This window comes from Methylobacterium sp. CCH7-A2 (genome assembly GCF_001557075.1).
Taxonomy (GTDB): domain Bacteria; phylum Pseudomonadota; class Alphaproteobacteria; order Rhizobiales; family Beijerinckiaceae; genus Allobosea; species Allobosea massiliensis.
Genome location: NZ_LSKN01000301.1, coordinates 1 through 18,387, shown reverse-complemented (window position 1 = coordinate 18,387; position 18,387 = coordinate 1). Strand labels below are relative to the sequence as shown.

17 protein-coding genes are annotated in these 18,387 nt (G+C 67.2%); 6 read left to right on the top strand and 11 right to left on the bottom strand.

Annotated features, from left to right (window positions below):
- The first annotated feature begins 110 nt into the window (after positions 1-110).
- Complete coding sequence (locus AX750_RS23000) at positions 111-1,028, top strand: TorF family putative porin (protein ID WP_068072428.1); 918 nt, start codon at positions 111-113, stop codon at positions 1,026-1,028.
- 69 nt (positions 1,029-1,097) lie between these two features.
- Here AX750_RS23000 and AX750_RS22995 read toward each other — a convergent pair whose 3' ends face one another.
- Positions 1,098-1,580, bottom strand: coding sequence for a MarR family transcriptional regulator (locus AX750_RS22995; protein WP_066723090.1), 483 nt, complete (start codon positions 1,578-1,580; stop codon positions 1,098-1,100).
- 42 nt (positions 1,581-1,622) lie between these two features.
- Here AX750_RS22995 and AX750_RS22990 point away from each other — a divergent pair, with 42 nt between their 5' ends.
- A complete protein-coding gene (locus AX750_RS22990) occupies positions 1,623-2,615 on the top strand; it encodes an alpha/beta fold hydrolase (protein ID WP_066723092.1) in 993 nt (330 codons plus the stop codon).
- Here AX750_RS22990 and hemH read toward each other — a convergent pair.
- Positions 2,531-3,595, bottom strand: a complete 1,065-nt coding sequence (hemH, locus tag AX750_RS22985; protein ID WP_066723094.1) for a ferrochelatase — start codon at positions 3,593-3,595, stop codon at positions 2,531-2,533. The genes AX750_RS22990 and hemH overlap by 85 nt on opposite strands.
- Before the next feature lie 226 nt (positions 3,596-3,821).
- Here hemH and AX750_RS22980 point away from each other — a divergent pair, with 226 nt between their 5' ends.
- The 3 genes from AX750_RS22980 (at position 3,822) to AX750_RS22970 (ending at position 6,312) form a co-directional block, all read left to right on the top strand.
- Positions 3,822-5,342, top strand: a complete 1,521-nt coding sequence (locus AX750_RS22980; RefSeq protein WP_066723096.1) for a bifunctional UDP-sugar hydrolase/5'-nucleotidase — start codon at positions 3,822-3,824, stop codon at positions 5,340-5,342.
- The gene (ung, locus tag AX750_RS22975) at positions 5,339-6,037 is read left to right on the top strand and encodes a uracil-DNA glycosylase (RefSeq protein WP_066723097.1); all 699 of its coding nucleotides are present in this window, start codon (positions 5,339-5,341) and stop codon (positions 6,035-6,037) included. Before AX750_RS22980 ends, ung begins: the two co-directional genes overlap by 4 nt.
- 86 nt (positions 6,038-6,123) lie before the next feature.
- Positions 6,124-6,312 carry a hypothetical protein gene (locus AX750_RS22970; RefSeq protein ID WP_066723101.1) on the top strand — a complete coding sequence of 63 codons (189 nt, stop codon included), beginning with the start codon at positions 6,124-6,126 and terminating at the stop codon, positions 6,310-6,312.
- A 16-nt stretch (positions 6,313-6,328) separates the two neighbouring features.
- Here the strand turns inward: AX750_RS22970 and AX750_RS22965 are convergent, their stop codons facing one another.
- From AX750_RS22965 to AX750_RS22925, 9 genes are all read right to left on the bottom strand, one after another.
- Positions 6,329-7,561: an AMP-binding protein gene (locus AX750_RS22965; protein WP_066723103.1), complete on the bottom strand. Its 1,233-nt coding sequence runs from the start codon at positions 7,559-7,561 to the stop codon at positions 6,329-6,331.
- A gap of 112 nt (positions 7,562-7,673) precedes the next feature.
- On the bottom strand, positions 7,674-8,522 hold the full coding sequence (locus tag AX750_RS22960; RefSeq protein WP_066723105.1) for an ABC transporter ATP-binding protein: 849 nt from the start codon (positions 8,520-8,522) through the stop codon (positions 7,674-7,676).
- A gap of 117 nt (positions 8,523-8,639) precedes the next feature.
- A complete protein-coding gene (locus tag AX750_RS22955) occupies positions 8,640-9,971 on the bottom strand; it encodes an ABC transporter substrate-binding protein (protein ID WP_066723111.1) in 1,332 nt (443 codons plus the stop codon).
- 108 nt (positions 9,972-10,079) lie between these two features.
- On the bottom strand, positions 10,080-11,159 hold the full coding sequence (locus AX750_RS22950) for a branched-chain amino acid ABC transporter permease (RefSeq protein ID WP_066723115.1): 1,080 nt from the start codon (positions 11,157-11,159) through the stop codon (positions 10,080-10,082).
- A gap of 10 nt (positions 11,160-11,169) precedes the next feature.
- Complete coding sequence (locus AX750_RS22945; RefSeq protein WP_066723177.1) at positions 11,170-12,084, bottom strand: branched-chain amino acid ABC transporter permease; 915 nt, start codon at positions 12,082-12,084, stop codon at positions 11,170-11,172.
- Positions 12,085-12,424: 340 nt separating this feature from the next.
- Positions 12,425-13,210, bottom strand: coding sequence for an ABC transporter ATP-binding protein (locus AX750_RS22940; RefSeq protein WP_245282499.1), 786 nt, complete (start codon positions 13,208-13,210; stop codon positions 12,425-12,427).
- Between the two features lie 17 nt (positions 13,211-13,227).
- Positions 13,228-15,216 (bottom strand): AMP-binding protein, encoded by a 1,989-nt coding sequence (locus AX750_RS22935; protein ID WP_066723117.1) that lies wholly within the window; start codon positions 15,214-15,216, stop codon positions 13,228-13,230.
- Between the two features lie 323 nt (positions 15,217-15,539).
- Complete coding sequence (locus AX750_RS22930; protein ID WP_066723121.1) at positions 15,540-16,559, bottom strand: amino acid ABC transporter substrate-binding protein; 1,020 nt, start codon at positions 16,557-16,559, stop codon at positions 15,540-15,542.
- A 150-nt stretch (positions 16,560-16,709) separates the two neighbouring features.
- Positions 16,710-17,384, bottom strand: a complete 675-nt coding sequence (locus tag AX750_RS22925) for a Crp/Fnr family transcriptional regulator (RefSeq protein WP_066723123.1) — start codon at positions 17,382-17,384, stop codon at positions 16,710-16,712.
- Between the two features lie 214 nt (positions 17,385-17,598).
- Here AX750_RS22925 and AX750_RS22920 point away from each other — a divergent pair, with 214 nt between their 5' ends.
- Positions 17,599-18,246: a DUF1007 family protein gene (locus tag AX750_RS22920; protein WP_067255024.1), complete on the top strand. Its 648-nt coding sequence runs from the start codon at positions 17,599-17,601 to the stop codon at positions 18,244-18,246.
- Positions 18,247-18,387: the final 141 nt, after the last annotated feature.

Below are 18,387 nucleotides of genomic sequence, written 5' to 3'. Positions count from 1 at the left end.
CAACTACTTCAGCGCGGCAGGGTACGACGCAACCTGATGGGATTCCGCTCTAGCGGCTTCATTGTGACGAAAACGCGCAAAAGGGCGCGTCGACGCGCACGGAGCAGATGATGGTCTTCGATTTCCTGAGGTCTTCGGTGGCGGGCCTGTCACTCTCCCTCGCCGCCTTCGCTGGCGCTGCGCAGGCGGCGGACCTGCCGAGCAAGAAGCTCGCGCCCGTCGCGCCGATCCCGCCGAGCATCACCTGGATCGACGCCGCCGTCAGCGTGAAAGCAATGACGGATTACAACTTCCGCGGCATTTCGCAGACCGACCGCAAGCCCGCCATCCAGGGTGGCGTCGAGCTGCAGTTCTACAACAACCTGGTCTATGCTGGCGTCTATGCCTCGAATCTCGATTTGGTGACCCGTCCGGACGCCGAGATCGACTTCTACGCCGGCATCCGTCCGAAGTTCGGCGACCTGACCTTCGATATCGGCATCTGGCAGTATTACTATCCCGGTGAGAAGCAGTTCATCTTCCCCGCCGGCGTGTTCTGGACGCCGAAGAACACCGATTATACCGAGGTCTACGGCAAGGTCTCCTACACCTACAAGGACAGCCTGACCGTCGGCGCCAACGTCTTCTACGCCTGGGACTGGCTCGGCACCGGCGCCACCGGCACCTACGCCTCGATCACCGCGAAATACGCCCTGCCCTTCCTTGAGGGCCTCTCGGTCTCCGGCGAATTCGGCCATTACTGGCTCGGTCGCACCAACCAGGCGATCTGGTCAACGACACCGCCGACCAACCTGCCCGACTATCTCTACTGGAACGCGGGCGTCTCCTACACCTACAAGAACCTGACGGCCGACCTCCGCTACCACGACACCAACCTGTCGAAGCGCGAATGCTTCCTGAACACCTCCGACCCGCGCGGCATCATCAGCGGCTCGGCCAGCTCGAAATGGTGCGGCCCGGCCGTCGTCGGCACGCTCTCCTTCGACATCACGGCGAGCAGCCTCGGCATCTTCGCCCCGGCGAAGTAGCCCGCCTCACCTAGTCTCTTCGGATGGGCCGCTCGCGAGAGCGGCCCTTTTTCGTGCCCATCGCCCAAACTAGCGGGCCATCGAGGCCGCGATCCGGCGCATCATCTCGCCGACGGCATCGCATTCGGCGTCGCTGAGGACGGTCATCATCGCCTCGAGCCGCTCGACATGGATCGCCATGGCGCGCTCGGTCAGCGCCTGCCCGTCCGGCGTCAGCCAGAGCCGGCGCAGCCGACGGTCCGACTCGTCCGCTCGCCGCTCGATCAGCCCGCGCCGTTCCAGCTCCGGCAGGAGCATGCTCATCGCGCTGCGCCCGACCAGCAGCTTCTCCGCCAGCGCCTGCTGCGTCAGGCCCGGGACATGGGCGATGTTGGCCAGCACGTCGTAATGCGCGACCTGGATGCCGAGCGGCGCCAGCGCCTCGCCGAACACCTTCTTCCAGAGCTGGTGCACGCGCGCGACGGCCAGCCAGTTGCGGAAGCGCGGCAGATCCCAGGGCCGCACGGGAGCCACCGGCCCCGGCGCCGCAGCCTCTTGCTTTTTGTTCACCATTGAACATACTCGTTCAGCATTGAACAAATCGAGGTCAGCGTCATGTCGGACTTGCTCCTGCGTCTCATGCGACCTCTGGCCCGCATCAGTGAGTCCCTGGCGCCGGGCCCGACCGGGCGGGTTGCCTTCCGCCTCTTCTGCACGCCGCCTCGCCCCAAGCAGGGCCGCCATCGCGCGGCCGCGGTCAAGACCCCTGCGGCACGGCTCGACGGCGGAACCGTGTTTTCGGTGCCCTTCCCCTGCGGCTCGATCACCGCGCATCGGTTCGAGTCCGCCCCGCGGTCGGATGGCGATGCGGCTCCTTGCGTCCTTCTGCTCCATGGTTGGACCGGGCGGGCGACGGCGATGAGCGGCTTCGTGCAACCGCTGCTCGATGCGGGCTTCAGGGTCGTCGCCTTCGATCTGCCGGGCCATGGCGCCTCGACCGGCACGACGCTGGATCTGCCCACGGGCGTCGCGAGTCTGGCGGCGGTGGCGCGCGCCGTCGGCCCGGTCGAGGCGATCGTCGCCCATTCCTTCGGCGGCTCGATCGCGCTGGCGGCGCTCGCGGGAACGCTGCCGGCGCAGCCGCGCGTCACCGCCAAGCGGCTGGTGCTGATCGCGCCGCCCTCCTCCATGCAGGAGGTCGCGCGCTGGTTCGCCGATCGCATCGGGCTCGGCCCGCGTGGCCTGCGGGCGCTGGAGGCGCGGATCCATGCGGTCGCAGGCGTGCCGGTCACCGCCTTCGCCGGCGCCGCCCAGTTGCAGCGTTACGGCGGGCCGACGCTGCTGCTGCATTGCCGGGACGACCGCGAGGTCCCCCTCGCCCATGCCCAGGCGCTGGCGGATGCCGGCCCCTTCGTCCGGCTCGAGGCCCAGAGCGGTCTCGGACACCGGCGCATCCTGACGGCGCCGCGCATCGCGGCGCTGGTCGCGGAGTTCGTGGCAGGCCGTGCGGAACCTGCGCCGGCTCAGACCCAGCCCATCAATTCGCGGCGCACCACGGCCTCGATCGCGTCGACGCCTTCGGGCGAATCGTTCAGGCAGGGCAGGTAGGCGAATTGCTGCCCGCCATTGTGCAGGAAGATCTCGCGGTTCTCGACGTCGAGTTCCTCGAGCGTCTCCAGGCAATCCGCCGAGAAGCCCGGCGCCACGATCGCCATCGACTTCACGCCCGACGAGGCCAGGCTCTTCACCGTCTCGTCGGTATAGGGCTTCAGCCACTCGTCGGGCCCGAAGCGGGACTGGAAGGTCATGCGGAAGCGCTCGCGGCTGTAGCCGAGTTCCTCGCGCAGCAGCCGCCAGGTCTTGGCGCAGTGGCAGTGATAGGGGTCGCCCTTCAGCAGGTAGTCCTTCGGCATGCCGTGGAAGGAGCAGAGGATGACCTCGGGGTCGAAATCGAGCTTCGCCAGCGAGGCGCGCATCGAATCGGCCAAGGCTTTGATGTAGGCCGGGTCGTCATGATAGGGCGGCGCCACGCGCACCGCAGGCTGCCAGCGCATCGTCATCAGCGCGCGGAAGGCCTGGTCGCAGGCGGTCGCCGAGGTCGGCGCCGCATATTGCGGGTAGAGCGGCACCATCAGGATGCGGTCGCAGCCCTGCGCCAGCAGCGCCTCCAGCCGGCTCTTCACATCCGGCAGGCCGTAGCGCATCGCCCAGTCGAAGACGAGCCGCTCGCCATGCTCGGCCGTGAGCCGCGCCGCCAACTGCTCGGTCTGCGAGCGGGTGATCGTCTTCAGCGGCCCCTCGTCGCGCTCATTGTTCCAGACCGAGGCGTAATCCTTGCCCTTGCGGCTCGGCCGCGTCGTCAGGATCACGAGGTTGAGCAGCGGCCACCACAGCCAGCGCGAGGTCTCGATGACGCGCCGGTCCGAGAGGAATTCCTTGAGATAGGCCCGCATCGGCCAATAGGTCGTACCTTCGGGCGTGCCGAGATTCATCAGCAGCACCCCGATGCGCCCGGTGCGGACCGGCGGATGGTCGGGCGGGAGCATCACGGCCCTCATATCGGCGGCCGGCTTGGTCTGGACTGTCATGATGCGGATGTCCTTCAGGCACCGGCCAGGGACCGGAAACGCGGCTTGCGGCGAAGCCCCTGCCGCAGCCGTGATTTAGACGAGTTACCAGTTTCGTCCAGTGTCACGCAAAGGGGTGCGACATCGCATGACGCCACGGCGGAGGCGGCAGGGCCCGTGGTTCCGCTGGTCAGCATGGCGCAGGCTTTGCTACTCTGGAGCTGTTCTCAAGCAGAGGCTCCCTCGCATGACCAAGCTCACCCGCCGCAACGCGCTCGGCGTCCTTGCCGCACCGGCCGCGCTCGCCGCCACCGCCCCGGCCGCGATCGCCCAGACCCCGGCGCCGGCCTTCACCCTGTTGCTGGTCAACGACATCTACAAGATGAGCGACGACAAGGGTCGCGGCGGCTTCGCCCGGGCGGCGGGCATCGCCAGGGCCGAGCGCGCCAAGGGCGTGCCGGTGCTCTTCTGTCACGCCGGCGACTGCTACTCGCCCTCGCTGATGTCGGGCTTCGACCAGGGCGCCCACATCGTCGCGATGCAGAACAAGATGGGGCTCGACGTCTTCGTGCCGGGCAATCACGAATTCGACTTCGGCAAGGAGAACTATCTCAAGCTCACCGCCGCCCAGACCTATCCGACCTTCGCCGCAAATCTGCGCGACGCCGCCGGCCAGCCTCTGCCCGGCCACAAGGACTCGCAGATCTTCGAACTCGGCGGCTTCAAGGTCGGCGTCATCGGCACCACTTACGACCCCACGCCCCAGATCTCGAACACCGGCGACCTGAAGTTTTCCTCCACCATGGAGGCGCTCCGCCGCGAGGCGAAGGTGCTGAAGAGCCAGGGCGCCGACATCCTCGTCGCCGTCGTCCATGCCGATCGCGCCATGGACAACGAGATCGTGCGCTCGCGCGTCGTCGACATCCTGCTCACCGGCCACGACCACGATCTCGCCATCGCCTATGACGGCAAGGTCGTGATGGTGGAGTCCAACGAGGAGGGCAACTACGTCACAGCCATCGACATCGCCGTCAGCGTGCGCGGCGAAGGCGCGGCCCGCCAGGTCTCCTGGACGCCGACCTTCCGCGTCAACGATTCCCGCGCGGCCACGCCCGACCCCGAAGTCGCCGCGCTGGTGAAGGGCTACGAATCCGAGCTATCCAAAGAGCTCGACATCGACGTCGCCGTGCTCGCCGCCCCGCTCGATTCCCGCACCGGCGTCATCCGCACGCAAGAGGCGGCGATGGGCAACCTGATCGCCGACGCGATCCGCGCCGCCACCGGCGCCAAGCTCGCCATCACCAATGCCGGCGGCATCCGCGCCAACAAGCAGTACCCGGCCGGGCACAAGCTGACCCGCCGCGACGTGCTGAGCGAACTGCCCTTCGGCAACGCGACGGTGATGGTCGAGATCACCGGCAAGGACGTCAAGGACGCGCTCGAGAACGGCCTTCGCGACGCGCCGCAGGGGGCCGGCCGCTTCCCGGTCATCTCCGGCTTCAAATTCGAGGCCGACCTCAAGCAGCCGCAGGGCTCGCGCGTGCTCTCGATCACCGTCGATGGCCAGCCGATCGACCCGGCCGGCAAATACACCGTCGCCTCGAACAACTTCATGCTGGAGGGCGGCGACGGCTACACCGCGCTCGGGCGCGGCAGGACGCTGATCGGCCTCACCGACGGCAAGCTGATGGCCAATGAGGTCATGGTCTATCTGCGCAAGCTCGGGACGATCGATGCCAAGGTCGAGGGACGGGTCGTCTTGAAGTGAGCTGCCTTGCGGCGCTCGCCGCCTTCCGGTCGCAGACCGGAGCGGCGGGCTGGGGTGCGCTGCCGGTCTTCGCCCCTGGCGGAGCGGCGGAGCAGGCATGTGCTGCCGCCGATGCCGAGCGCGCGGCCGGCCATGTCGTGGCGCCGGCACCGGAGCGCGTCTTCGCGGCGCTGTCTCTGACGCCGCTGGAGAGCGTCCGCGTCGTCATCCTGGGCCAGGATCCCTATCCGACGCCGGGCCACGCCAATGGCCTCGCCTTCTCCTATGTCGGCCCGCCGCCGCTGCCGCGCTCGCTGGTCAACATCTTCCGCGAACGCCAGGCCGACCTCGGACTCCCGCCGGCGCTCGATGGCGACCTGACACCCTGGGCCCGCCAGGGCGTGTTGCTGCTGAACACGGCGCTCACCGTGCGCGAGGGCGCCTCGAAGGCGGGCTCCCATCTGCTGCTCGGCTGGGGCGCGGTAACCGACGCGATCATCGCCGCCGTCTCCGCCGCGCGGCCCTCCGTCGTCTTCATCCTCTGGGGCAAGCCGGCCCAGACCAAGCGCGCGCTCATCGACGAGGGCCGCCACCATGTCCTGGAAAGCCCGCACCCCTCTCCGCTCTCGGCCAGCCGCGGCTTCTTCGGCTCCCGGCCCTTCTCCCGCGCCAATGCCTGGCTGGAGCGTCAGGGCGAGACACCGATCCGCTGGTAGACGGTCCTTCCGACGGCGGAACAACCGCGCGATCGGCGACGTTGCACCCGGGACGGCAGGGGATGTCGCACCTTCGGGAGGACGTCATGCGTCTGGATATCAAGGAATATGTCGCGATCGGCCTGATCGCGGTGATGATGCTCTCGCCGCTCGCGGCGGCGATGTTCGCCGCCGACGAGCCGGAATTGCAGCACAAGGCCCGCACCGATCTGATCCAGCCGGACCCCACCAAGCCGCCGACAGGCGCGCCGCCGCCGCCCGCGCCCCAGCAGTGAGCGGAGCAGCCCGGCGTCAGCCGACGGGCCGCTCGTCCGCGATCACCTTGCCGTCATTCGGCAGCGAGCCCAGCGGCAGGATTTCGACGGCGCCCCTGAGCTTCGTCACCTGTTGCAGGGTCGATGACATGGCATCGATCAGGCCCGCCGGCTGGGCGTAGATCTCCGCCTTCAGCGTCATCGTGTCGGCCTCGTTCGCACGCCCGACGACGAGGCGCAGCTTGTGCACCTCGCTGTGCCGCCGCGCGATCTCGGCGATCTGCTCGGGGCGCACGAACATGCCCTTGATCTTGGCGGTCTGGTCGGCGCGACCCATCCAGCCCTTGATCCGGGCATTGGTCCGTCCGCAGGCGCTTGTTCCCGGCATGAGCGCCGTGAGGTCGCCGACCGCGAGGCGGATTTGCGGGTGATGCGGGTCGAGATTGGTGACGACGATCTCCCCAACCTCTCCTTCCGCCACAGGATTGCCCGTGCCCGGCCGGACGATCTCGACGATCAGGTTCTCGTTCAGCACCATCCCCTCGCGGGCCGACGTCTCATAGGCGATGATGCCGACATCCGCGGTCGCGTAGAGCTGGTAGGCGTCGATCCCGCGCTCGCGCACCCAGGCCTGCAGCGAGGGCGGGAAGGCCGCGCCCGACACGACCGCGCGCTTGATGCAGGAGATGTCGATGCCGCGGCTCTCGGCGGCCTCGACCAGGATCTTCAGAAAGTCGGGTGTGCCGGCGTAAGCCGTCGGCCGGTAGGCGGCGATCACCTCCATCTGCTGCTCGGTGTTGCCCGGTCCGGCCGGGATGACGGCGCAGCCCAGGGCGCGCGCGCCGGAATCCATGATGAAGCCGCCCGGCGTCAAATGATAGCCGAAGGTGTTGAGCACGATGTCGCCGGGCCGGAAGCCGGCGGCGAAGAGTCCGCGTGCCGCGCCCCATGGATCGATCCCCGCCCCCTCCGGCTCGAAGATCGGCCCGGGCGAGGTGAACAGCCGGCCGAAGCCGCCCGGCGCTGCCGGCACGAAGCCGCCGAAGGGCCAGGCCTCCTTCTGCAGCGCCGGCAACTCCGCCTTGCGCAGCACCGGCAGCGTCGAGAGCGCGTTCCGGTCCGTGATCGCGCCGGGGTCGATGGGGCCGAGATGCCGCGCATAGGCGGGCGCCTGCAGCGCCGCCGCCAGCACGGCGGGCAGCCGCGCGAACAGATCCGCCTCGCGGGCGTCGGGAGAGCGGGTTTCGAGAGCGTCGTGATGCTCGGTCATCGGCTTCGTCCTCGGGACATCTCGCAACCTTCATCCAGGGTCATCCCGGACAAGCCGCGCAGCGGCGCCGATCCAGGATGACGGCGCAAGTGCCATCCCGGTTCGGCAGGCCTCACGACAGCCACCGCTTGCGGCGCTTGTAGCTCTTCACCTCGCGGAAGGACTTCTTGTCGCCCTCGGAAACGCCGAGATAGAACTCCTTCACATCCTCGTTCTCGCGCAGCATTTTTGCCTCGCCGTCCATGACGATGCGACCCGTCTCCATGATGTAGCCATAGGTCGCATAGCGCAGGGCCATGTTGGTGTTCTGCTCGGCGACGAGGAAGGAGACGCCCTCCTCCGTGTTGAGGCGGCGCACGATCTCGAAGATCTCCTCGACGATCTGCGGCGCCAGCCCCATCGAGGGCTCGTCGAGCAGGATCATCTTGGGCTTCGACATCATCGCCCGGCCGACCGCGCACATCTGCTGCTCGCCGCCCGAGGTGTAGCCGGCCTGCGAATTGCGCCGCTGCTTCAGCCGGGGGAACAGCTCGTAGATCTTCTCGAGGTCGCGCTTGATTGCGGCGTTGCCGTCCCGGCGGGTGAAGGCGCCGGTCAGCAGGTTTTCCTCGATCGAGAGATGGCCGAAGCAGTGGCGCCCCTCCATCACCTGAATGCAGCCGCGCCGCACCAGCTCGTTCGGCGACATCCTGTCGACGCGCTCGCCCTCGAAGGTGATCGAGCCCTTGGTGACCTCGCCGCGCTCGGCCTTGAGCAGGTTCGAGATCGCCTTCAGCGTCGTCGTCTTGCCGGCGCCATTGGCGCCGAGGATCGCGACGATGCCCTGGCGCGGCACCTGCAGCGACACCCCCTTCAGCACGAGGATGACGTGGTCGTAGATGACCTCGATGTTGTTCAGCGACAGGATCGTGTCGGCTGCGGGGGCCGCGGCGGTCGGCTGGGCGAGGGTGGCGGTGGACATGTCGGTCTCCCGGCGGCGGCCAGAATGCTGGCCTGGACAAGCCCCGCCCCATCCCGGCCCGAAACCGGCATGACGGCGAGGAGGCGGCGGCCGGATCGCTCCGGCCGCCGCTTCAGCTCACGACGACTTCTCGCAGGACTCCGTCCGCTTCGGCCAGTTGCCGGCCTTTTCGGTGTAGTCCTTGGCCGCGGCCTCGATCAGCGGCCGGACCTCTTCCTTCATCGGCTCGAGCCAGTCGCCCTTCTTGGTCCATTTCGTGCCGTCCCACTCGGCCACATAGGCCTTGCTGTGGCCGGAATGGTCGGTGCAGGAGATCGTGGTCGGCGTGGCGAAGCCTTCCATGCCGATCTCCTTCAGACGCGCCTCGGTGATGTTCAGCGCTTCGAGGCCACGGCGCATGTCCTCGCCGTTGATGACCTTCTTGCCGGTGATGCGCTGCGCGTTGCGGATGCCCTCGACCAGCAGCATCGAGTTGTAGACGCCGCGGTTGTAGAGGTTCTCGCCGACCTTCTCCTTCGGCGCGAGGCTCTTGCCCTTGTCGACGACGTACTTCTGGATGTCCTGGATCACCGGAAAGTTGGTGCCGGCCGCATTCAGGTTGAGCGACTTGTAGCCCTTCGCCTCCGGCCCGCCGGCGCGCGCGTCGTCGTCACCGCCCGCCCACCAGACGCCGACCAGCTTGTTGATCGGGAAGTTGTTCTTGATCGCCTCCTTCACCGCGGTCGGGTTCATCGCGCCCCAGCCCTGGTTGTAGAGGTAGTCCGGCCGGTCACGCCGGATCGAGAGCCAGAGCGAGCCCTGGTTCTGCATGTCGGCGGCGGCGACCGGGTAGAGCTTGACCTCGAAGCCGTACTTCTTGGCGAGGTTCTCGAGCACCGGGATCGGCTCCTTGCCGAAGGGCGCGTCGAGATGGATCAGGCCGAGCTTCTTGCCCTTGAGCTTGTCCATGCCGCCGAGTTCGGCCGCCATATGCTTCACCATCAGCGAAGCACCGTCCCAATAGGTGAAGGGCGGGATGAAGACCCAGGGGAAAGAGTTGCCGTCGGCCGAGGCCGAGAGGCCATAGGCCATCGAGAGGATCGGGATCTTGTCGATATGGGCGCGCGGGATCGCCGCCAGTGTCGCGCCCGTCGACCAGGGCGAATAGACGACCGTGTTCTTCGCCTTCGCCTGCTCGTAGCACTCGATCGACTTCTTGGTGTCGTAGCCGGTCTCGCACTCCTCATAGACGATTCTGACGCCGTTCACGCCGCCGTCGCGCTCGTTGATCATCGTCATGTAGTCGCGCATGCCGTCGCCGATCGGGATGCCCGAGCCGGCGAAGGGCCCGGTGCGATAGGCGTTGTTGGAGACGTAGATCGTCTCCTGCGCGGCGGCAGGAGCCGCGAAGCCGGCGGCGGCCAGCAAGGCGCCGATCGCCGCGCCCTTCATCAGATGCTGTGTCTTCATCGGTCGTCCTCCGTTCGTTTCCCTCCGGCGGTGGCGTCGAGACCCCGCCGGTCGTCTTTGCGCCCGCATCCTTGAAGGCCGATGCGGGTCGTCGTCCGGTCCGATCCCTCAATAGGGGAACGGCCATGTCCGCAGTTTCTGCTTCCCGATCTGCCAGAGCCGCGCGAGCCCGTGCGGCTCGACGATCAGGAAGAGGATGATCAGCCCGCCGATCAGCATGAAGGTGACGTGCTCGGCGGTGGCGCCCGCCATGGGCACGCCCAACGCCGGCAGGCCGAACTTCATCGCCGTCGGCAGGATCGAGAGGAAGGCGGCGCCGAAGAAGGAGCCGATCAACGAGCCCAGCCCGCCGATGATGACCATGAACAGGATGTTGAAGGACAGGCGGATCGAGAACGCGTCCGCCGCTTCGCCGCCGCCATACCAGAGGAAGATCATCATCGCGCCGGCGACGCCGGCATAGAAGGACGAGACTGCGAAGGCGAGCAGTTTGGCGTTGAGCAGCTTGATGCCCATCAGCTCGGCCGCGATGTCCATGTCGCGCACCGCCATCCAGGAGCGGCCGATCCGGCCATGCACGAGATTGGAGGCGAACCAGGTCAGCACCACGACGAGGCCGAGGCAGACGAAATAGCGCGTCTCCGGCGCGGCCAGCGCGCCCGTGACCGGCACGCCGAAAACCAGGCGCTGCGGCACCTCGATCGCGCCCGAGGCGTTGTAGTTGTAGAGCCAGGGCACCCGCACGAAGGCCCATTGCAGGAAGAACTGCGCGGCAAGCGTCGCCACCGCGAGATAGAAGCCCTTGATCCGCAGCGAGGGCAGCCCGAACAGCACCCCGATCGCCGCCGAGAACAGGCCCGAGACCAGGATCAGGACGATGATGTTCACGTCCGGGAAATACGTCGTCAGCTTGTAGCAGGCATAGGCGCCCACACCCATGAAGGCGGCCGTGCCCAGCGAGATCAGCCCGGTATAGCCGGTGAGGATGTTCAGGCCGATCGCCGCCATTGAGAAGACGAGGAAGGGGATCATCACCGAGGTGATGAAGAAGTCGTCCCCGAAATAAGGGATCACGACGAAGGCGATGGCGAGAATGATCGCCAGGCCGATCCGGTCCTGCCGGATCGGGAACACGGCCATGTCGGCCTGGTAGGTGGATTTGAACTGGCCGGCCTCGCGGTAGAACATGTCCCGGCCCTCAAATCCGCTCGATGATCTTGTCGCCGAACAGGCCCTGCGGCCGGAACAGCAGGAAGCCCAGCGCGATGAAATAGGCGAGCCAGCTCTCGATGCCGCCGCCGATCAGCGGGCCCCAGTAGAACTCGCCCAGCTTCTCGCCGATGCCGATGATCAGCCCGCCGATGATCGCGCCGGGGATCGAGGTGAAGCCGCCGAGGATTAGCACCGGCAGCGCCTTCAGCGCCACGATCTCGAGCGCGAAGGACACGTCCGAGCGCGCGCCCCACATGATGCCGGTGATCAGCGCGACGATGCCGGCCGTGAACCAGACGATGACCCAGATCTGGTTCAGCGAGATGCCGACCGAGAGCGCCGCCTTGTGGCTGTCGGCGACCGCCCGCAGCGCCCGGCCGATGCGGGTGTACTGGAAGAACAGCGCCAGCACCGCGATCATGACAGAGGCGATGATCGCCGCCGCGATGTCGATCTTCTGCAGGGACACAAAGCCGCCGAGGATCTTCAGATCGACAGAGCCGCGCGGCAGGTAGAGCTGCTCGGTGATCATCTGCTTGGGATTGCCGCCGAAGACGGACTCACCCAGCCCGATCAGGAAATACGTGATCCCGAAGGTCGCCATGAACAGGATGATATCGGGCTGGTTCACCAGCGGCCGCAGCACCACGCGCTCGATCGCCACCGCCAGCACGAACATCACGCCCAGCGTCAGGATCACGGCCAGGAAGGCCGGCACGCCCATCTCGTAGAGCCCGACCAGCGTCAGCGCCGAGAACACCACCATGATGCCCTGGGCGAAGTTGAAGACGCCGGACGCCTTGAAGATCAGCACGAAGCCGAGCGCGATCAGCGCGTAGAGCACGCCGGAGACCAGCCCCTCCCAGACGGTCTGGACCAGCAGGTCGGGCGCCGAGACCATCTGCTGGAAGGGGTCGATGAAGATCTTGTAGAGCGTGCCCGAACCATCGAGGCGCGCACCCAGAATGGCGGCCGCGACGATCGCGGCCAGGATCAGGGCGGCCTTGACCCAGCCATTGGCGAGAAGGTTCGGCGCGGGCCGTGCGGCGACGTCGCTCATGAGTTCGACCCCTTGCCCCTTGGACCAACCGCGCCGTCATCCCGGACAAGCCACGAAGTGGCACCGATCCGGGATCCATTCCAGAGCCTCTCCGGAAGTGCTCCGGAATGGACCCCGGGTCTGCGCTTCGCTCCGCCCGGGATGACGGCGCGGGTGGACAGACGTGGCTGAGCGATACCCATCAATGCGCCACTCCCAGATAGGCATCGATCACCTTCTGGTCGGCCTTGACCTCGGCCGGCGTGCCGTCGGCGATCTTGCGGCCGTATTCGAGGACGACGACGCGGTCGGACAGGTCCATGACCACGCCCATATCGTGTTCGATCAGGGCGATCGTCGTGCCGAACTGCTGGTTCACGTCGAGGATGAAGCGGCACATATCCTCCTTCTCCTCGAGGTTCATGCCCGCCATCGGCTCGTCCAGCAGCAGCAGGTCGGGCTCCATCGCCAGCGCCCGGCCGAGCTCGACGCGCTTCTGCAGGCCGTAGGGCAACTTGCCGACCGGCAGCTTGCGGATGTGCTCGATCTGCAGGAAGTCGATGATGTCCTCGACGACCTTGCGATGCTCGATCTCCTCGCTCATCGCCGGCCCGTGCCGCAGCGCCTGCCAGAAGAAGCCGCGCTTCATCTTCAGCGTGCGCCCGGTCATGATGTTGTCGAGCGTCGACATGCCCTTGAACAGGGCGACGTTCTGGAAGGTGCGTGCGATGCCGGCCGCGGCCGCGCGATGCGGCCGCATCTTGTGGCGGCGCTCGCCCTTGAAGGTGATCTGCCCTTCCTGCGGCTGATAGAACCCGTTGATGCAGTTGAGCATCGAGGTCTTGCCGGCGCCGTTGGGGCCAATGATCGCGCGCACTTCGCCCTTGCGGATGTCGAAGGAGACATCCGTGATCGCCTTCACCCCGCCGAAGCGCAACGACACGTTCTCGACCGAGAGCAGCACCTCGCGCACGGGCGCACCCGTCATGGTCATCGGTTCCGCATTCATGCCGCGGCCCTCGCCGGTGCTGGCCGATCAGTGGCGGTCGAGGGATAGATCGTCGCGTCGCGCACCTTGACCCGGGCCGAGATCACGCCCTTGCGGCCATCCTCGAAGGTGACTTCGGTGGAGATGTCCGCCTCCTGCGAGCCGTCATAGAGCGCGTTGACGAGCGGTGCGTAGCGATCGGCGATGAAGCCGCGCCGGACCTTCTGCGTCCGCGTCAGCTCGCCATCGTCGGCGTCGAGCTCCTTGTGCAGGATCAGGAAGCGCTTGATCTGCGCGCCGCCCATCAGCGGCTCGGCCGCGAGCGAGCGGTTCACCTCGTCCACATGGCTCGCGATCATGTCATAGACCAGATCGTGCCCGGCGAGCTCCTGATAGGAGGCGTAGACGACGTTGTTGCGTTCGGCCCAGTTGCCCACCGCCGTGAGGTCGATGTTCACCGCCACGGTGGCGTAGTCGCGGTCCTGCCCGAAGGCGACCGCCTCCTTGATGTTGGGGAAGAACTTCAGCTTGTTCTCGATGTATTTCGGCGGGAACAGCTCGCCGGTCCGGAGCTTGCCGACATCCTTGGCCCGGTCGATGATCTTGAGATGGCCTTCCTCGTCGAAGAAGCCGGCATCGCCGGAGCGGACATAGCCGTCCGCCGTCATCGTCTCGGCGGTCTTCTCGGGGTCCTTGTAGTAGCCGCCGAAGATCGAGGGCGAGCGGTAGAGCACCTCGCCATTGTCGTCGATCCGGATCTCGACCAGCGGCGCCGGCCGCCCGACCGTGTCGGCGCGGATCTCGCCATTGGGCTGCATGGTGATGTAGACGCCGGCTTCCGTCTGTCCGTAGAGCTGCTTCAGGTTGACGCCGATCGAGCGGTAGAAGCGGAACAGCTCCGGGCCGATCGCCTCGCCGGCCGTGTAGCCGACCTTGATCCGCGTCAGGCCGAAACGGTTGCGCAGGGGGCCGTAGACCAGCACGTCGCCGAGCCCGTAGAGCAGCCGCGCGCCCAGCGGCACGCTCTCGCCGTTCAGGATCTTCTCGCCATGCTCCTTGGCCACGCCGAGGAAGTAGTGGAACATCTTCCGCTTCAGCGCGCCGGCATCCTCCATCCGCACCATGGTCAGGGTCAGCATCGTCTCGAAGACGCGCGGCGGCGCGAAGGCATAGGTGGTGCCGACCTCGCGGCGGTCTTCGATCACCGTCTCCGGCCCTTCCGGGCAGTTGACGCAGAAGCCGGCGACGATCGCCTGTGCATAGGAGAAAATGTGGTCGCCGACCCAGGCGATCGGCAGATAGGCGATGATCTCGTCGCTCTCGTTCAGCCCGTCGAACTGGCAGCCGATCTCGGCCGCCGCGATCACGTTGGTATGGCTGAGCATCACGCCCTTGGGGCGCCCGGTCGTGCCGGAGGTGTAGAGGATGATGCCGAGATCGGCGCCCGAGCCGGCCTGCATCTCGCGCTCGAGTGCCGGCGCCGCCTCTGCGCTGTTGGCGAGGTCCTTCAGCCCGCTGGCGATCACCTCGTCGATCGGATGCAGCGTGCTGTGGTCGTAGTCGCGCAAGCCACGCGGCTCGTCATAGAGCATATGCCTCAGGCTCGGCAGGCGCTCGGCGATGGAGAGGATCTTGTCGACCTGCTCCTGGTCCTGCACCACGGCGAACACCGCCTCGGCATGGTCCAGCACATAGGCCATCTCGTCGGCGACGCTGTCGGCGTAGACCGGCACCGGCACGGCGCCCAGCCATTGCGCCGCCGCCATCGCCCAATAGAGCCGCGGCCGATTGTAGCCGACGATCGCGACCTTCTCGCCGCGCTTCAGCCCGAGCGCCTGCAGGCCCCGCGCGAAGCCGCGGACCTGCTCGGTGACCTCGGCCCAGGTCCAGGATTGCCAGATGCCGAGGTCCTTGTGGCGGAACGCGACGCGCCCGCCCCGCTCGCGCGCATTGCGCAGCAGCAATTTCGGAAAGGTATCCGCCTGGCCGGCGCTCGCGCTTGCCATCGTCCGTCTCCACCCTGAGCAGGCCGGCGTACATTGCACCGGCCTTCGTTCGGGCCGCTTTCGGCCTCGTTGGATGCAAGCCTCGCAGCGGCGCATGCGCTTTGCAAGGGGAGGCTTGACAGACGGATCGCGTTTTGGTCGCTATTCTCTTGGGCGATTGTTTGCGCGAGTCGCATTCGACGGTCGAGCGTGCCGCCGATGGCCCCTAATGGGCGCCCTGATGCGCCACTTTCACTCCGGTTTCGACCCTCAAGAACGACAAAGCCGCGCCGGTGGGACCGGCGCGGACGCAATGACGGTATCGGTTCCCGCTCGGAGGCGGATCAGCGGATCGGCGGGGCGTATTGCAGGCCACCCTTGGTCCAGAGGTCGTTCTTGCCGCGGGCGATCTTCAGCACCGAGCGGGCACCGACATTGCGCTCGAACGCCTCGCCGTAATTCCCGACATGCCTGACGACCCGGTAGGCCCAGTCCGGCGTCAGGCCGATGGCCTCGCCGAACTTGCCCTCGACGCCGAGCAGGCGCCGGATCTCCGGATTGGTCGAGGACTTCTGCTGCTCGACATTGGCTTGGGTCACGCCGAGTTCCTCCGCGTTCAGCATGGCGAAATGCACCCATTTGACCAGGTTGAACCAGGGCATGTCGCTGCTGCGGACGACCGGGCCGAGCGGTTCTTTGGAGATGATCTCGGGCAGGACGACGGCCTCGTCGGGCTTCACCAGCTTCAGCCGCAGCGCATAGAGCGCCGAGGAATCGTCGGTCAGCGCATCACAGCGACCGGACTGGAAGGCCGTGATCGCCTCGTCGCCCTTGTCGAAGGTCACCGGCTCGTACTTGATCCCGTTCTTGCGGAAGTAATCGGCGACGTTGAGCTCCGTCGTCGTGCCCTGCTGCAGGCAGATCGAGGCGCCGTTGAGCTTGAGCGCGCTGTCGACGCCGAGCGTCTTCTTCACCAGGAAGGCCTGGCCGTCATAATAGTTCACGCCTGCGAAGCTCAAGCCGAGCGACGTGTCGCGCGCCATCGTCCAGGTGCTGGTGCGCGACAGAAGGTCGACCTCGCCGGACTGTAGCGCCGTGAAGCGGTCCTTCGACGAGAGCGGCGTGAACTTCACCTTCATGGGGTCGTCGAAGACGGCGGCGGCGATGCCGCGGCACAGGTCGACGTCGAGACCGGCCCACTGACCCTGCGCGTCCGGCAGACCGAAGCCAGCGAGGCCGGGGCTGACGCCGCAGATCAGATGGCCGCGATTCTTCACGGTCGTGAGCAGTGGGGTCTGGGCATTGGCGGCGGGCGCCAGGGCGGTGACCGCACAGGCGAGCAAGGCTGCGAGGGCGACTTTCATGGTGAGTCCTCTTCAGGGCAGTCGCTCTGCCCGGGCGGAAGATGACTCACCGCTCTCCCAACTTTGTGCCGTTGTCGGCGCGGATTCGGCAGCGCGCCGCCTGTTCCCGGGCCGCAGAACGACTTTGCTTTCAGGCAGGTTTCAGGCCGCTTACCCTTCGTAACGCGCCAGCCCCTCGACATCGCGGATGGTGATGCTGCCATGCCCGATCTCGAGCAGGCCGAGCGCGGCGAGGCGGGACAGACCCTGGTTGGCCACCTGTCGCGACATGCCGGCCAGCAGGCCGAGCTCCTCCTGGCTCACCTCGAGCGTGCGGTCCTCGTCGGGATAAAGCGTCGGGTTGAACAGCCACGCTAGGTTGCGCGCCAGCCGCCCGGTCGAATCGAGCGTCCGCTCCGTCTCCGCCAGCGCGATGAACTGGGCCAGGCGCTCGTTGAACTGGTGGACGAGGAAGCGGTTGAACGCGGCCGAATGCTCGAACAGCCAGAGGAAGGTCTGGCGCCGCATCAAGGCGAGCCTGGTCTCGCGCAGCGCCACCAGCTCGTAGCGCCGCAGCTCGCCCTTGATCACCGTGCCCTCGCCGAACCAGGCACCGGCCCGCATCCCGGCCAGGGTCGCGGCCTTCCCCGTCTTCGAGGTCGTCGACATCTTCACCAGCCCCTCGGCGACGCCGGTCCAGGCCTCCAGCCGGTCGCCGACATGGCAGATATGGGCGCCCTTGCCATAGCTGCGGAAGGAGATGCCGCGCCGTGCCTCCTCGAACTCCTCCTCGCGCAGATCGCGCGACCAGGCGGCGATGCGCTTCAGCTCGTCGGGCAGGATCACGGGGCCGGCTCTCCCTGGTGGCGGGCTGCGGTACTATGGGGCGGGCGAGCCGGTGAACTCAAGCGCCGCCCGCCCGCCTCAACAGGCGAACGCGCCGCGATTCGGCCGCCTTTCTGGGCGATCCGCTGCGAATGAGGCGGCTGGACGCTCCCGCCGGATTCACGCATCGTTAACCATGCTGCGCCAGCTTGCGCCCATTCCGAGGACATCGCCCGTGGCACGCCGACCCGCTTTCGCCGTCTTGCTCGCCATCGCCGCCTGGGCGGGCGCGGGCGCTCCGGCTTTGGCGCATCCGCATGTCTTCGTCACCGCCCGCGCCGAGATCCTCTACGCCCCCGACGGCGCGGTGCGCGCGCTCAAGCACATCTGGAGCTTCGACGAAGCGTATTCGGCCTATATCACGCAAGGCTTGGACAAGAACGGCGACGGCAAGCTGACGCCGGACGAACTCGCCGAACTCGCCAAGGTCAATGTCGAATCGCTGCCCGATGTCGGCTTCTTCACCACCGCCAAGGCCAATGGCAAGCCGCAGGAATTCGGAACGCCGACCGGCGCCGGTCTCGTCTTCGAGAACAAGATCCTGACGCTGACCTATACCCTGCCGCTGAAGACGCCGGCCCACGCCAACCGCTCCTTCGGCATCGAGATCGGTGACCCGACCTACTTCGTCGCCTTCGAGATCGTCGATGCGCCCGACGCCGTGATCACCCGCGACGCGCCGAAGGGCTGCATCGTGCGTGTCGCCCGCCCGCCCAAGCTCGATCCCGCGATCCAGCAGAAGCTGGCGCAGGAGGACATCACCGCCACACCCGACATGACCGGGCTTCAGGTCACGACCCGCGCCCTCGTCGCCTGCCCCTGACTGGCCGATGTCGCTCGACGCTCCGCGCCTTGCACTCATGCCCTGGCCCGCCCTGTCGCGGCGCCTCGTAACCATGGTGCTGGCGCTCGCGGTCGTCGCCGGAGGCCTCGCCCTGCTGGCCGCCCTGCTCGCGGCCTGGAG

What these genes read in the sequence shown, in the direction of transcription:
- hemH (WP_066723094.1), bottom strand. Translation starts at nt 3,595, where the DNA reads ATGACAGTCCAGACCAAGCCGGCCGCCGATATGAGGGCCGTGATGCTC.
- AX750_RS22950 (WP_066723115.1), bottom strand. Translation starts at nt 11,159, where the DNA reads ATGTTCTACCGCGAGGCCGGCCAGTTCAAATCCACCTACCAGGCCGAC.
- AX750_RS22940 (WP_245282499.1), bottom strand. Translation starts at nt 13,210, where the DNA reads ATGACGGGTGCGCCCGTGCGCGAGGTGCTGCTCTCGGTCGAGAACGTG.
- AX750_RS22995 (WP_066723090.1), bottom strand. Translation starts at nt 1,580, where the DNA reads ATGGTGAACAAAAAGCAAGAGGCTGCGGCGCCGGGGCCGGTGGCTCCC.
- AX750_RS22960 (WP_066723105.1), bottom strand. Translation starts at nt 8,522, where the DNA reads ATGTCCACCGCCACCCTCGCCCAGCCGACCGCCGCGGCCCCCGCAGCC.
- AX750_RS22970 (WP_066723101.1), top strand. Translation starts at nt 6,124, where the DNA reads ATGCGTCTGGATATCAAGGAATATGTCGCGATCGGCCTGATCGCGGTG.
- AX750_RS23000 (WP_068072428.1), top strand. Translation starts at nt 111, where the DNA reads ATGGTCTTCGATTTCCTGAGGTCTTCGGTGGCGGGCCTGTCACTCTCC.
- AX750_RS22955 (WP_066723111.1), bottom strand. Translation starts at nt 9,971, where the DNA reads ATGAAGACACAGCATCTGATGAAGGGCGCGGCGATCGGCGCCTTGCTG.
- AX750_RS22935 (WP_066723117.1), bottom strand. Translation starts at nt 15,216, where the DNA reads ATGGCAAGCGCGAGCGCCGGCCAGGCGGATACCTTTCCGAAATTGCTG.
- AX750_RS22990 (WP_066723092.1), top strand. Translation starts at nt 1,623, where the DNA reads ATGTCGGACTTGCTCCTGCGTCTCATGCGACCTCTGGCCCGCATCAGT.
- AX750_RS22980 (WP_066723096.1), top strand. Translation starts at nt 3,822, where the DNA reads ATGACCAAGCTCACCCGCCGCAACGCGCTCGGCGTCCTTGCCGCACCG.
- AX750_RS22965 (WP_066723103.1), bottom strand. Translation starts at nt 7,561, where the DNA reads ATGACCGAGCATCACGACGCTCTCGAAACCCGCTCTCCCGACGCCCGC.
- AX750_RS22945 (WP_066723177.1), bottom strand. Translation starts at nt 12,084, where the DNA reads ATGGTCTCGGCGCCCGACCTGCTGGTCCAGACCGTCTGGGAGGGGCTG.
- AX750_RS22930 (WP_066723121.1), bottom strand. Translation starts at nt 16,559, where the DNA reads ATGAAAGTCGCCCTCGCAGCCTTGCTCGCCTGTGCGGTCACCGCCCTG.